Below are 13,866 nucleotides of genomic sequence, written 5' to 3'. Positions count from 1 at the left end.
CCGCGACGGCCCTGTCCACCGCGTACCGGGCCGCGTACTCGGGCATCGAGGCGTGGAAGGCGGTGTCGAAGACGGCGACCTGCGGCAGGTCCGGGTCGTCGCTGGGGGAGTGGGTGGCCCCGCTGAGCGGCAGCAGCTCGTGCGGGCGGCCGGCGGCGAGCAGGGCGGCGGAGAGCCGCAGCGTGTGCGCGGGCAGCACGTTGTCGTCGGCCAGGCCGTGCACCAGCAGCAGCGGCCGGCGCAGGCCGGCGGCGTCGGGGATCAGCGAGCAGGCGTCGTAGCGCTCCGGGTGCTCGTCCGGGTGGCCGAGGAAGCGCTCCTTCCAGTGGGTGTCGTACAGCCGGTGGTCGGTGGGCGCGGCCCCGGCCACCGCGGCGTGGAAGACGTCCGGGCGGCGCAGCACGGCCAGGGCGGCCAGGAAGCCGCCGAAGGACCAGCCCCGGACGGCGACCCGGTCGAGGTCCAGCAGCCCGGGGCGGGCCAGTGCGGCCTCCCGCAGGGCCTCGACCTGGTCGTCCAGGACCGGCGTGGCGATGTCCGCGAACACGGCCTTCTCCCAGTGCGGGCCCCGGCCGGGGGTACCGCGCCCGTCCACCACCAGGACGGCGAAGCCCTGGTCGGCGAACCACTGCGAGACCAGGTCGGGCCAGCCGCCGGCCGCGGTGGCCTTCTGCAGCGCGGGCCCGCCGTAGGGGTCGAGCAGGACGGGCAGCGGGCCGTCGCCGGGGTGGTGGCCGGTGGGCCGGAAGAGCGTGGCGCGCAGCTCGCGCGGGCCCAGCCGGAGCGGCTCGGGCCGGGCGGTGAGGACGGGGCGCTGCGCGTGTGAGCGCAGGTCGACGGCGGGGCGCCCGTTCCGGTGGACGGTGGTGTGCCCGCCGGGCGCGCCGGGCGTCCGCGCGGTGTGGACGAGGGTGCCGTCGCTCCGTACGCCGGTGTGCGCGCCGGGCGCGGAGCTGAGCCGTACGGCGCCCTCGGCCGGGTCGTACGACCACAGGTGGGTTTCGGTCGGCTCGGTGGAGGCGGTGAAGAGGACCTGTTCGTCGTCGGTCCCGAGCACCGAGCGCAGTTGGAGGCCGGGCGGGGTGACGGGCTCGCCGCCCACGGTGAGCCGGCGGGTGTCGCCGAGGTCCGCGGCGTCGACCAGGACCCCGGCGGCGGTGCGGACGGGCAGGCCGGGGACGAGTTCGACCCAGTGCTCGTCCCGCTGCTCGGCGAGCGTCCGGGTGGCGCCGTCGGCCGGGTCCACGGCGAGGGTGCGGACGGTGCGCTGGTCCCGGCTCTGCACGGCGGCGAAGGGGCCGTGGGCGTCCCAGCCGGCGGCGGTCAGGTACTCGAACCCGGCGCGGTCCCAGCGGGCCTCGGTACGGCCGCCGTCGAGGTCCAGCAGCCAGAGCGAGACGTCGGCGTTGGCGGTGCCGGCCAGCGGGTAGCGCAGGACGCGCGGCGGCCGCGCCGGATCGGCCGGGTCGGCGAGGTGGAGGCGGGCGAGCGGGCCGTTGTCCACCCGGGCGGCCAGCAGCCGGGTGCCGTCCGGCGACCACCAGTACGCCCGGGTGCGGTGCATGGACTCGGCGGCGACGTGGTCGGGGACGCCGTACGCGACCTCGGCGTGCTCGGGCTCGGCCAGCGCGCGGTCCCCGGTGCCGTCCGCCCCGATGACGCGCAGCGCCCCGTCGCCGACGTAGGCGATCCGGCGGCCGGTCGGGTCCGGGCGCGGGTCGTAGACGCCGGTGGCGGTCGGTATCTGGCGGACGCCGCCCCCGGCGGGGTCCGTCACCCAGAGCTCCCCGCCCAGGGCGAAGACGACCGTCCGGCCGGCCCGGTCGGCGGCGAAGGCGGTGATTCCGGTGGCGTGCACGCGGGAGCGCTCGCGGCGGATCCGCTCCGCCTCGGGCACGTCCCGGCCCTCGCCGCCCAGCCCGGCCGGGTCGGCCAGCAGCCGCTCCTCGCCGCTGTCGGCGTCCAGCGCCCAGAGACAGCCGACCGGGTCGTCCCCGGCCCGGCTGCGCAGGAACAGCACCGTCCGCCCGCCGTCGCAGACGACCGGATGGGCGGGCACCCCGAGGGAGAACCGACGGGTACGGGCGAGCTGACGGGGCAGCGATTCACTCGACATGCCCGACACCCTGACACGCCTCGGGGCGGTCACGCGTCCGAAAAGGGGCCGGTACGGATCGGAAGATCCGTACCGGCCCCTCGTGCCGGGGCGTGCCCGGCGCGGTGCTTCGGGGTGCGTCAGTGGACGTTGCCCATCAGCTTCACGACCTTCTTGCGGTACATCGCCAGACCGATGCCCGCGACGATCGCCATCGCACCCTGGACCGCGAAGTACCAGGTGCTGCCGACCACGCTGTCACCGAGGACGAGCTGGAAGACGGCCGCGACGCAGTCACCGGCGGTGACGGCGAGGAACCAGACGCCCATCATCTGGCTGGCGTACTTCGCCGGGGCCAGCTTGGTGGTGACGGACAGGCCCACTGGGGAGAGCGTCAGCTCACCGACGGTCTGGATCAGGTACACCATGGCCAGCCAGAGCGGGGTGACCTTGGTGCCGCCCGCGGCAGCCGCCATGGCGAGCATCATGACGAGGAAGGAGGCGCCGATCATCAGCAGACCGAACGCGAACTTCATGGTGGTGCTGGGGTTCTTGGCCTTGTGGGAGAGGGCCACCCAGAGCCAGGCGAAGACCGGGGCCAGCGCCATGATGTACAGCGGGTTCAGCGACTGGAACCAGGTCGACGGGAAGTCGAAGCCGAACAGCGTGGACGAGGTGTTCTCGTCCGCGAAGATGCTCAGAGTCGAGCCCGACTGGTCGTAGATCATCCAGAACACGGCGGCGGCCACGAAGAACCAGATGTAACCGCTCATCTTGGACTGCTCGCCCGCGTCGAGGTCCTTGTCGCGCTTCACCTTGGCGAAGACGAACACGGGAAGCGCGATGCCGGCGATGGAGAGCGGCCAGATCGCCCAGTTGATCGTGAAGTGGCCGGTCAGCGCGACGACCGCGTAGAACACGGTGGCCAGCGCCAGCCAGAAGCCGGCCTTCCTGAAGATCACGCGCTTCTCGGCTGCCGAGATCGGCGAGGTCACCACGTCGCTCTTGGCGCTCAGGTGGCGGCTGCCCAGCATGAACTGGATCAGGCCGATCGCCATGCCGACACCGGCGAGGGCGAAACCGAGGTGCCAGTTGACGTTCTGGCCGATGGTGCCGATCACCAGCGGCGCCGCGAAGGCACCGAGGTTGATGCCCATGTAGAAGATGGTGAAGCCACCGTCACGGCGAGGGTCGTTCGGACCGTCGTACAGGTGGCCGACCATCGTCGAGATGTTTGCCTTCAGCAGGCCGGAGCCGAGCGCGATGAACGCCAGGCCGACGAAGAACGACACGCTCGCCGGAACGGCCAGCAGGAAGTGGCCGATCATGATGATCGAGCCGCCCACCGCGACGGTCTTGCGGGCACCGAGGAATCGGTCGGCGATCCAGCCGCCCGGCAGGGCCAGCAGGTAGACCATGGCCGTGTACACGCTGTAGACCGCGCTGGCCACGGCCATCTTCATGCCGAGACCGCCCTCCGTGATGGAGGCGGTCATGTAAAGGACCAGCAGGGCGCGCATGCCGTAGTAGCTGAAGCGCTCCCACATCTCACTCATGAAGAGAGTGGCGAGTCCACGGGGGTGCCCGAGGAAGGTCTTGCCGCTGGGAGAGGCCGACTGAATGCCGGACTCCAGGGTCGTAGACGCCATGTGTAGTGGTTCCTTGCTGACAGCGTCCGCCTAGGGGGGTACGGCGGACGTGGACCAAACCACTGTACGTGTCCAGATTTGGCGTTATCAGCTGACAAAACACGCCAATTAGGTATGGCGATGGCAAAGTCTGCGATCAATCTGATCGATAGATCCATGGTAGGGCTGGACATGTTCCTTCGGATGCAAGACCCAGCCGTGGAATCTTCGCCGAACGGGCGGTTGGGGCATGTCCGTTGAGCGGTGATCGCGCTCCGTATAACGATCACGCTCTGTGAACTACCTCACAGCGCAGGCCCCCTATCCCCGGCGGACTACCATCACCACATGACCTGTGTGCTGCTCGCCGAGGACGATCCGGCGATCTCCGAACCGCTCGCCCGGGCCCTGCGACGCGAGGGCTATGAGGTGCTCGTCCGCGAGGACGGTCCGGCCGCACTGGCCGCCGGGCTCACCGAGGAGGTCGACCTCGTCGTCCTCGACCTCGGTCTTCCCGAGATGGACGGCCTGGAGGTCTGCCGCCGCCTGCGGGCCGACGGCAAGAGCTGCCCCGTCCTCGTCCTCACCGCCCGTGCGGACGAGGTGGACACCGTGGTCGGCCTGGACGCCGGTGCAGACGACTACGTCACCAAGCCCTTCCGCCTCGCCGAACTGCTCGCCCGCGTCCGGGCCCTGCTCCGGCGCGGCAACGTGGACCAGCTCACCACCGGCGCGCACGGGGTGAAGATCGACATCGAGTCCCACCGCGCCTGGCTCGGCGAGGAGGAGCTGACGCTCTCCGCCAAGGAGTTCGAGCTGCTGCGGGTGCTGGTCCGGGACGCCGGGCGGGTGGTCACCCGGGAGGAGATCATGCGCCAGGTCTGGGACACCACCTGGTGGACCTCCACCAAGACGCTGGACATGCACATCTCCTGGCTGCGCAAGAAGCTCGGCGACGACGCGGCCAACCCCCGCTACATCGCCACCGTGCGCGGAGTGGGCTTCCGCTTCGAGAAGAACTAGCCCCTGTAAGAAGAAGTAGCCCCCGCAAGGGGAACGAACCACCACGGGGAGCGGCAGCTTGAAACGCCGGATGATCAACTCGCTGCTGGGCGTCGTCCTGGTGGTGGTCGCGGTGTTCTGCGTCCCGCTCGCCCTGGTCGAGAAGCGCACCATCGTGAACTCGGCGCAGGACCGGGTGGACGCGGCCGCCGTCCGGGTGCTCGCCCTGGTGGAGAACCGGCTCTCCGCGGGCGAGCCGGTCACCGGCGACAAGTTCGCCAACCAGGTCACCGACGGCCAGTACGTCGAGGTGGACATCCCCGGCAAGACCGTCGTCTCCAGCGGCGAGCGGCCGGCCGGGACCCACCTGCTGAAGTCCGTCGAGCAGGGCGCCAGCGGTGAGACCGTCACCGTCGAGCAGTCCCGGGCCGGCGTCGACCACGAGATCGCCAACATGCTGCTGCTGCTCGGCGTGGTGGCGCTGCTCGCCGTCCAGGCGGCCGTCGCCCTGGCCGTCTGGCAGGCCAAGCGGCTGGCCCGGCCGCTCACCGACCTCGCCGAGACGGCCGAGCGGCTCGGCTCCGGCGACCCGCGCCCGCGCGACCGCCGCTACGGGGTGCCCGAGCTGGACCGGGTCGCCGAGGTGCTGGACGTCAGCGCCGAGCGGATCGCCCGGATGCTCACCGCCGAACGGCGGCTCGCCGCGGACGCCTCGCACCAGCTGCGCACCCCGCTCACCGCGCTCTCCATGCGGCTGGAGGAGATCACCGCGGTCGCCGAGGATCCGGAGACCGTCAAGGAGGAGGCGACCATCGCCCTCCAGCAGGTCGAGCGGCTCACCGACGTCGTCCAGCGGCTGCTCACCACCCAGCGGGACCCGCGCAGCCCCACCGCCGTCGCCTTCGACCTGGACGACGTGGTCAAGCAGCAGGTGGAGGAGTGGGGCCCGTCGCTGCGCGGCACCGGTCGGGTGCTCCAGGTGGAGGGCCTGCACGGGGTCACCGCCGTCGGCACCCCCGGCACGGTGGCCCAGGTGCTGGCGACCCTGATCGAGAACTCGCTGATGCACGGCGCCGGGCTGATCACCCTGCGGGTGCGGCCGTCGGGGACGTCGGTGGTGGTCGAGGTGCAGGACCAGGGCGCCGGGGTGCCGCCGGAGCTGGGCAACCGCGTCTTCGAGCGGGCGGTCAGCGGGCGCAACTCGACGGGCATCGGCCTGGCGGTGGCCCGCGACCTCGCGGAGGCGGACGGCGGCCGGCTCGAACTGCTCTCGCTGAAGCCGCCGGTGTTCGCCATCTTCCTGGGCCGCAGCCAGCGCGAGGCCTGAGCGGCAGGTCCTTCGCGCGGCGCTCCCGGTCCGGCCCGTGCGGTGCTCTCAGAACCGGGTGTCGCGGACCACGTCCAGGTCCGTGAAGGTCGGCGGCTCGTCGCAGAGCGCGACCATCTCCCGGAAGATCCGGTCGGTCTCGGGCAGCGCGGAGTTCTTCATCGCGTCCTCGTAGGAGGCGAACTCGACGATCTCCACCAGGTGCCGCGGGTCCGCGCGGTCGGCGCCGACCATCGCGTGTCCGACCGTCCGCCGGCCCTCGGTCTGTTCGGCCCAGCTGTCCATCAGCCGGTTGAGGTCGTCCACCTTGTCGGTCTTGCAGTCGATGATCTGGACGAAAGCCATGGCGAGCCTCCTGGGATCCCCCGGGCCTCGATCGTTCGCCGGCCGTGCTCGCCCTCGGTCACCACTGTCCTCCCGCCCGAGCGGGCGGGGCAAGGGGGCGGGCCTATTCGGCCTTGGCGTACCGGATCTCCTCGGCGGCGAGCACCAGCTCGGCCTGCGCGACGACCTCGGCCGCCGGGGCGGGCTCGGCGCCGGTCTCCGGGACGGCCGTGAAGACCCAGGTCCGGTAGGAGACGAAGCGGAACACCGTGGCCACCGCGAGGCCGGCCACCTTGGCGGCCAGCTGCTCGAAGTGCGAGTCCAGGCCGAGCACGTAGACCGAGAAGCCCAGCACTCCGGTCTCGATCAGCATCCCGGCGCCGCTGAACAGCAGGAACAGCGTGATCTCGCGCTTGCGCGAGGCGGCGTCGCGGTCCCGGTACAGCCAGTAGCGGTAGCCGAGGTAGTTGGTCGCGATGGCCACCAGGGTGGCGGCGATGTTGGACCGCAGCGAGGCCAGGTGGAACCCGTTGATGCAGACCCAGAAGACGGCGAAGTTGACCACCACACCGCTCAGGCCGACGATGCCGAACTTCACCACCTCGCCCGACAGACCGCGCAGTCTCTGCGTCAGCGGGGGGTTCGACGCTGCGGTCGTCGCCATACCGGGCTGCCTCCATGTGCTGCGGACGAGGGGGCCCGGAGCGGATGCGCGGCTGGCCCCTTGAGCCCTGCGTGCACGCACATGATCGGACCACGCGTACCAGGACCTAGCGGCCCAGGCTACCCGGTTCCGCCGATCGGCTCAGCCCCCCGGGCTCCTCGCCCCCTGGGACGGCGCCCGCCGGCCGTACGGTTCCATGGCGGTTCCATGGCCCCCGACCGGCCCGGATATCCTGGCGGGGTGACTTCCCCGGGCAATGCGAATTTTCCAGTAGTGGGCATGATCGGCGGCGGGCAGCTGGCCCGGATGGCACACCAGGCGGGCATCCCGCTCGGGGTCCGGTTCAAACTCCTCGCCGACACGCCCCAGGACTCCGCCGCGCAGGTGGTCTCCGACACCGTCCTCGGCGACTACCGCGACCTCGACACGCTGCGCCGCTTCGCGGCCGGCTGCGATGTGATCACCTTCGACCACGAGCACGTGCCGACCGAGCACCTGCGGGCCCTGCAGGCCGACGGCGTGGCCGTCCGGCCCGGCCCGGAGGCGCTGGTCAACGCCCAGGACAAGGGCGTGATGCGGGCCAGGCTCGACTCCATCGGGGTGCCCTGCCCCCGGCACCGGATCGTCTCCGGCCCGGCCGACGTGACGGCCTTCGCCGAGGAGGGCGCCGGCTACCCGGTCGTCCTCAAGACCGTCCGCGGCGGCTACGACGGCAAGGGCGTCTGGGTCGTCGACGACGAGGAGCAGGCGCACGCGCCGTTCCTGGCCGGCGTCCCCGTGCTGGCCGAGGAGAAGGTGGACTTCGTCCGCGAGCTGGCCGCCAACGTGGTCCGCTCGCCCAGCGGCCAGGCCGTCGCCTACCCGGTGGTGGAGAGCGTCCAGGAGAACGGCGTCTGCGCCGAGGTGACCGCCCCGGCGCCGGACCTCGACCCGGCGCTGTCCGACGAGGCCCAGCAGCTGGCCCTGCGGATCGCCGGCGAGCTGGACATCACCGGCCACCTGGCGGTCGAGCTGTTCCAGACCCGGGACGGCCGGATCCTGGTCAACGAGCTGGCCATGCGCCCGCACAACTCCGGGCACTGGTCCCAGGACGGCGCCGTCACCTCGCAGTTCGAGAACCACCTGCGGGCCGTGCTCGACCTGCCGCTCGGCGACCCCCGGCCGCGCGCCAAGTGGACCGTCATGGTCAACGTGCTCGGCGGCGACTACCCGGACATGTACCACGCCTTCCTGCACTGCATGGCCCGTGACCCCGGCCTGCGGATCCACATGTACGGGAAGGACGTGAAGCCCGGCCGCAAGGTCGGTCACGTCAACGTCTTCGGGGACGACCTCGACGACGTCCGCGAGCGCGCCCGTCACGCGGCCGCCTACCTGCGAGGAACGATCACCGAATGACCTCCTCTTCCCACGGCCCCCTGGTCGGCATCGTGATGGGCTCGGACTCCGACTGGCCGGTCATGGAGGCCGCGGCCCAGGCCCTCGACGAGTTCGAGATCCCCTACGAGGTGGACGTCGTCTCCGCGCACCGGATGCCGCGCGAGATGGTCGCGTACGGCGAGGAGGCCCACCGGCGCGGCCTGAAGGCGATCATCGCGGGCGCCGGCGGCGCGGCCCACCTGCCGGGCATGCTCGCCTCGGTCACCCCGCTGCCGGTCATCGGCGTCCCGGTGCCGCTGCGCTACCTGGACGGCATGGACAGCCTGCTGTCGATCGTCCAGATGCCGGCCGGGGTGCCGGTGGCCACCGTCTCGGTGGCGGGTGCGCGCAACGCGGGCCTGCTGGCGGTGCGGATGCTGGCCGCGTTCGACCCGGAGCTGACCGAGAAGATGACCGACTTCCAGGCCGAGCTGAACAGCCAGGCCACCGAGAAGGGGAAGAAGCTGCGGGCCAAGGTGGCGGGTTCCGCCTCCTTCGGCTTTGGAAAGTAGTCATACCGGATACAACAGCTCGTATGACCTCTGAGCTGTTGGACTCCGCTGAGCGGCCCGACCCGGCCGCCCTGCTGGACCGTGCCCGCGCCCTCCTCCGCGACACCCCCGTGGTGGACGGCCACAACGACCTCCCCTGGGCGATGCGCGAGCAGGTCGGCTACGACCTCGACACGCTCGACCTGGCCGCCGACCAGAGTTCACGGCTGCACACCGACCTCGCCCGCCTCGCCGCGGGCGGGGTCGGCGCGCAGTTCTGGTCCGTCTACGTCCCCTCGCGGCTGGCCGGCGACCACGCCGTCAGCGCCACCCTGGAGCAGATCGACTTCGTCCGGGCCCTGGCCGCGCGCTTCCCCGACCGGCTCCGCCTCGCGTTCACCGCCGAGGACATGGAGGCCGCCCGCGCCGACGGCCGGATCGCCTCCCTGATGGGCGCCGAGGGCGGCCACTCCATCGACTCCTCGCTGGCCACCCTGCGCGCCCTGTACGAGCTCGGCGTCCGGTACCTGACGCTCACCCACAACGACAACACCCCGTGGGCCGACTCCGCGACCGACAAGTCGGCGGCCGGGGGCCTGACCCGGTTCGGCGAGGAGGTCGTCCGGGAGATGAACCGGCTCGGCATGCTGGTCGACCTCTCGCACGTCTCCGCCGACACCATGCGCGACGCGCTGCGGGTCAGCGAGGCGCCGGTGCTCTTCTCGCACTCCTCGGCGCGCGCCGTCTGCGACCACCCGCGCAACGTCCCGGACGACGTGCTCGGCCGACTGGCGGCCAACGGCGGCGTGGCGATGGCCACCTTCGTCCCGAAGTTCATCCTGCCCGCCGCCATCGAGTGGACCGCCGCCGCGGACGAGAACATGCGCGCCCACGGCTTCGACCACCTCGACACCACCCCGGCCGGGATGGCCTGCCAGCGGGCCTTCGAGCAGGCCACCCCGCGCCCGGTCGCCACCCCGGCCACCGTCGCCGACCACCTCGACCACATGCGCGAGGTGGCCGGCATCGACCACATCGGCATCGGCGGCGACTTCGACGGCACGGCGTTCCTCCCGGCCGGGCTGGACGACGTGGCCGGCTACCCCAACCTGATCGCCGAACTGCTCGGCCGGGGCTGGTCGCCGACCGACCTCGGGAAGCTCACCTGGCACAACGCGGTACGCGTGCTGCGCGACGCCGAGGCCGTCGCGCGCGAGCTGCGGACCACCCGCCGTCCGTCCATCGCCACCCTCGCGCAGCTCGACGGCCTCGCCGGCTGAGCACGGCCTCGACGGCCTCGGCGGCTGAACACCAGCGCGGCCGGCCGTTCCCGGCCCGGTCCGCCCGGTCCGCCCGGGAATGGCCGGGCGGACCGGGGTGCTGCCAGTGGGGAGTCCGCGGCTGCGAGGAGGCAGGGCATGTACGGCGACCCGGAGACGGTCCGCAAGATCCTTACCGAGCTGGGCGACACCTGGGCCGTGGTCGGCCTGTCGTCCAACCGCCGGCGCGCCGCGTACGGCGTCGCCGAGGTGCTGCAGCGCTTCGGGAAGCGGATCGTGCCCGTGCACCCGAAGGCCGAGACCGTTCACGGGGAGCAGGGGTACGCCTCGCTGGCGGACATCCCGTTCGAGGTCGACGTGGTCGACACCTTCGTCCGGTCCGACCTCGCCGGCGCGGTGGCCGACGAGGCCGTGGCCATCGGTGCCAAGGCCGTCTGGTTCCAGCTCGACGTGGTGGACGAGGCCGCCTACGAGCGGGCCCGCGCGGCCGGTCTCGCGATGGTGATGGACAAGTGCCCCGCCATCGAGATCCCCCGGCTCGGGCTCGGCGGGCGGTTCGGTTAGCACGCACGAGGCCCGCCGGTCGTCGGAACGACCGGCGGGCCTCGGCGCGTGCCGCGTCAGCTCGGGCGGCCCAGCGCCCGGTACGTCCAGCCGGCCGCGCGCCAGGCGTCGGCGTCCAGGGCGTTGCGGCCGTCCAGCAGGCGGCGCTCGGCGACCACCGTGCCCAGCTCGGCCGGGTCGAGGTCGCGGAACTCCTGCCACTCGGTGAGGTGCAGGACCACGTGCGCGCCCTCGGCGGCCTCCAGCGGGGACTGCGCGTAGGCGAGGCCCGGGAACATCTTGCGGGCGTTGTCCATCGCCTTCGGGTCGTACACCGTGACCTGCGCGCCCTGGAGCTGGATCTGGGCGGCGACGTTGAGCGCGGGGGAGTCCCGGATGTCGTCGGAGTTGGGCTTGAAGGCGGCGCCGAGGACGGCGACCCGGCGGCCGAGGAAGCCGCCGCCGCACTGCTCGCGGGCCAGCTCGACCATCCGGGAGCGGCGCCGCATGTTGATCGAGTCGACCTCGCGCAGGAAGGCCAGCGCCTGGTCGGCGCCCAGCTCCCCGGCCCGGGCCATGAACGCGCGGATGTCCTTGGGCAGGCAGCCGCCGCCGAAGCCCAGGCCCGCGTTGAGGAACTTGCGGCCGATCCGGTCGTCGTGGCCGAGCGCGGTGGAGAGCAGGGTGACGTCGGCGCCGGCCGCCTCGCAGACCTCGGCCATCGCGTTGATGAACGAGATCTTGGTGGCCAGGAAGGAGTTGGCGGCGGCCTTGACCAGCTCGGCGGTGGCGAAGTCGGTGACCACGAACGGCACGCCCGCCGCGATCGGCTCGGCGTACACCTCGCGCAGCAGCCGCTCGGCGCGCTCGCTGCGGGCGCCGACCACGATCCGGTCCGGCCGCAGGGTGTCCTGGACGGCGAAGCCCTCGCGCAGGAACTCCGGGTTCCAGGCGAGCTCGGCGTCCTCGCCGACCGGCGCCAGCGCGGCCAGCCGCTCGGCCAGCCGGTTCGCGGAGCCGACCGGCACGGTGGACTTGCCGACCACCAGCACCGGCCGGGTCAGGTGAGGGGCCAGCTCGTCGATCGCGGCGTCCACGTAGGACATGTCGGCGGCGAACTCGCCCTTGCGCTGCGGGGTGTTGACGCAGACGAAGTGCACGTCGCCGAACTCCGCGGCCTCCTGGGCGGAGGTGGTGAAGCGCAGCCGGCCGGTCGAACCCTCGTGGCCCGCCACGTGCTTGAGCAGCAGCTCGGACAGGCCCGGCTCGTACATCGGCACCCGGCCGGCGGTCAGCGTGGCGATCTTCTCGGGGTCGATGTCCAGACCCAGCACCTCGAAGCCGAACTCCGCCATGGCGGCGGCGTGGGTGGCACCGAGATAGCCGGTGCCGATCACGGAGATGCGGAGGGTCACGGGTTCCCCTTTGCGGAATCTCGACCTTGCCTGCCGTGGGACGGGCAGGACGTGCGAGCACCGATGCTATCCGCCCGTCCGGACCCGGCCCAGGCCGTCCCGCCTGCGCCGATGTTTCGGGCACCCGGGCGCTGCCGCCGGGCGCCGGGTGTGCGCCGGGCACGATCCGGCGGAACCCCCACGCGGGTGCTGTGACCGGCGGCACAATGCGCGCATGGATCCGAAGCCCGAGAGCACGGACACACCGGACACACCCCACGCCGAAGAACCGCCGCGCCCGCCCCACGCCGCCGAGGCGCCCCACGCCGAAGAACCGCCCCACGCCGACGAGGCGCCCCCGACCGAAGAACCGCCGCGTCCCGACGGGTCCGGCGGGCCGGGGGAGGGGCTCAGCCTCTTCGAGCCGCGCGCCGACGGCGAGGAGGCCGCCGGGCCGGACCGGGGCCCCGAGCCGCCGGCCCGCCGCCGTCGCACCCGCCGCGTCCTGCTCTGGACGCTCTCCGCGCTGCTGGTGGTGGTCCTCGGTACGGGCGGCGCGCTCTTCTGGGCGGCCGAGCACTACGCCTCCTCGGTCACCCGGATCCCGGACGCCTTCCCGACGGCGCCGGAGTCCGCCCAGCCGAGGCCCGTCCCGGCGAGCGGCCTCAACCTGCTGCTGGTCGGCCTGGACGCCCGCTCCGACGTGCCGACCACCGGCAGCCGGGCGAAGGCCCCGGTCTGGCAGGAGGGCGCGGCCCGCAGCGACACCATGATGCTGCTGCACCTGTCCGACGACGGCCGCAGCGCCTCGCTGGTCTCGCTGGCCCGCGACACCTGGGTGGACGTCCCCGGCCACGGCAAGGCCAAGCTGAACGCCGCGTACTCCTGGGGCGGCCCGGCCCTGATGACCGAGACCGTGCAGAACCTCACCGGCATCCGGATCGACCACCTCGCCGTGGTCGACTGGAACGGCTTCCGCGCCCTCACCGACGCCGTCGGCGGCGTGGACATCACCATTCCGCGCACCATCGAGGCGGCCGGCGAGGCCCGCGCCTGGGAGGCCGGGACCCATCACATGGACGGCGCCCAGGCGCTGCTGTACGTCCGCGAGCGCTACGGCCTGCCCGGCGGGGACCTCGACCGCACCAAGCGCCAGCAGAACTTCCTGCGCGCGCTGATGCTCCGGGTCATGGACTCCGGCACGCTGGCCAGTCCGTCCCGCCTCGGCGGTCTGCTGCAGTCGGTCGGCGAGGTGGTCAGCGTGGACGACCGGCTCTCCAACACCGGCCTCTTCCAGCTCGCCTGGGGCCTGCGCTCGCTGCGCGCCGACGACGTCCGCTTCATGAACGCGCCGTTCGGCGGCTTCGACACCCGCGACGGCCAGAGCGTCGTGCTGCTGGACGAGCGTCCGGCGGCGCAGCTCTGGGAGGCGATGCGCAACGACCGGATGCCGGAGTACTTCCGGGAGCACCGGGCCGGCGACACCCTCGGGACCGACGTCGACTGAACCTAGGCAGCCGCAGGTCGGAGCCCTAGGATCTACTTAACGGTAACTAACAACTGAGCGGCGAGGCAGGCATCATGGCGGGCAGCGCAGGGTCGGCGGACTTCGATCTCTTCCGGATCTCCGAGGAGCACGAGATGCTGCGTGAGGCGGTGCGTTCGCTGGCCGAGGCGAAGATCGCTCCGTTCGCGGCGG

General features: G+C 72.4%; 11 protein-coding genes and 2 pseudogenes. 8 read left to right on the top strand and 5 right to left on the bottom strand.

Annotation, left to right across the window (positions count from 1 at the left end):
• A partial coding sequence (locus ABT263_RS37340; protein WP_352297993.1) for a S9 family peptidase occupies window positions 1-2,116 on the bottom strand: 2,116 nt, incomplete at its 3' end.
• A 119-nt stretch (window positions 2,117-2,235) separates the two neighbouring features.
• Window positions 2,236-3,744: a peptide MFS transporter gene (locus ABT263_RS37335; RefSeq protein ID WP_352297991.1), complete on the bottom strand. Its 1,509-nt coding sequence runs from the start codon at window positions 3,742-3,744 to the stop codon at window positions 2,236-2,238.
• Window positions 3,745-4,071: 327 nt separating this feature from the next.
• Here ABT263_RS37335 and ABT263_RS37330 point away from each other — a divergent pair, with 327 nt between their 5' ends.
• On the top strand, window positions 4,072-4,746 hold the full coding sequence (locus ABT263_RS37330; RefSeq protein ID WP_073924168.1) for a response regulator transcription factor: 675 nt from the start codon (window positions 4,072-4,074) through the stop codon (window positions 4,744-4,746).
• A 58-nt stretch (window positions 4,747-4,804) separates the two neighbouring features.
• Window positions 4,805-6,052 (top strand): sensor histidine kinase, encoded by a 1,248-nt coding sequence (locus ABT263_RS37325; RefSeq protein WP_352297988.1) that lies wholly within the window; start codon window positions 4,805-4,807, stop codon window positions 6,050-6,052.
• Between the two features lie 60 nt (window positions 6,053-6,112).
• On the opposite strand, the pseudogene ABT263_RS37320 reads toward ABT263_RS37325, so the two are convergent.
• Together ABT263_RS37320 and ABT263_RS37315 are read right to left on the bottom strand one after the other, a co-directional pair.
• Window positions 6,113-6,397, bottom strand: a pseudogene (locus ABT263_RS37320) (ester cyclase); the annotation flags it as partial.
• Between the two features lie 103 nt (window positions 6,398-6,500).
• Window positions 6,501-7,040, bottom strand: coding sequence for a GtrA family protein (locus ABT263_RS37315; RefSeq protein ID WP_352297985.1), 540 nt, complete (start codon window positions 7,038-7,040; stop codon window positions 6,501-6,503).
• A 207-nt stretch (window positions 7,041-7,247) separates the two neighbouring features.
• Between ABT263_RS37315 and ABT263_RS37310 the strand changes: the two genes are divergently transcribed.
• The 4 genes from ABT263_RS37310 to ABT263_RS37295 all read left to right on the top strand — a co-directional run bounded on the left by ABT263_RS37310 (window position 7,248) and on the right by ABT263_RS37295 (window position 10,794).
• On the top strand, window positions 7,248-8,438 hold the full coding sequence (locus ABT263_RS37310) for a 5-(carboxyamino)imidazole ribonucleotide synthase (protein ID WP_352297982.1): 1,191 nt from the start codon (window positions 7,248-7,250) through the stop codon (window positions 8,436-8,438).
• On the top strand, window positions 8,435-8,971 hold the full coding sequence (gene purE / locus ABT263_RS37305; RefSeq protein ID WP_329487951.1) for a 5-(carboxyamino)imidazole ribonucleotide mutase: 537 nt from the start codon (window positions 8,435-8,437) through the stop codon (window positions 8,969-8,971). The genes ABT263_RS37310 and purE overlap by 4 nt, the downstream gene beginning before the upstream one ends.
• Window positions 8,972-8,994: 23 nt before the next feature.
• The gene (locus ABT263_RS37300; RefSeq protein ID WP_352297979.1) at window positions 8,995-10,230 is read left to right on the top strand and encodes a dipeptidase; all 1,236 of its coding nucleotides are present in this window, start codon (window positions 8,995-8,997) and stop codon (window positions 10,228-10,230) included.
• 138 nt (window positions 10,231-10,368) lie between these two features.
• Window positions 10,369-10,794, top strand: coding sequence for a CoA-binding protein (locus ABT263_RS37295; protein WP_352297976.1), 426 nt, complete (start codon window positions 10,369-10,371; stop codon window positions 10,792-10,794).
• A 56-nt stretch (window positions 10,795-10,850) separates the two neighbouring features.
• Here the strand turns inward: ABT263_RS37295 and ABT263_RS37290 are convergent, their stop codons facing one another.
• The gene (locus ABT263_RS37290; protein ID WP_329487948.1) at window positions 10,851-12,188 is read right to left on the bottom strand and encodes a UDP-glucose dehydrogenase family protein; all 1,338 of its coding nucleotides are present in this window, start codon (window positions 12,186-12,188) and stop codon (window positions 10,851-10,853) included.
• Between the two features lie 214 nt (window positions 12,189-12,402).
• Here ABT263_RS37290 and ABT263_RS37285 point away from each other — a divergent pair, with 214 nt between their 5' ends.
• Both ABT263_RS37285 and ABT263_RS37280 read left to right on the top strand, forming a co-directional pair.
• Window positions 12,403-13,674 carry an LCP family protein gene (locus tag ABT263_RS37285; RefSeq protein WP_352297973.1) on the top strand — a complete coding sequence of 424 codons (1,272 nt, stop codon included), beginning with the start codon at window positions 12,403-12,405 and terminating at the stop codon, window positions 13,672-13,674.
• Between the two features lie 74 nt (window positions 13,675-13,748).
• Window positions 13,749-13,866, top strand: a pseudogene (locus ABT263_RS37280) (acyl-CoA dehydrogenase); the annotation flags it as partial.

The sequence above is a fragment of the Kitasatospora sp. NPDC001603 genome (assembly GCF_040298365.1).
Taxonomy (GTDB): Bacteria; Actinomycetota; Actinomycetes; order Streptomycetales; family Streptomycetaceae; genus Kitasatospora.
The sequence above is the reverse complement of the archived record's forward strand: the minus strand, read 5'-3'. Positions and strand labels throughout refer to the sequence as shown.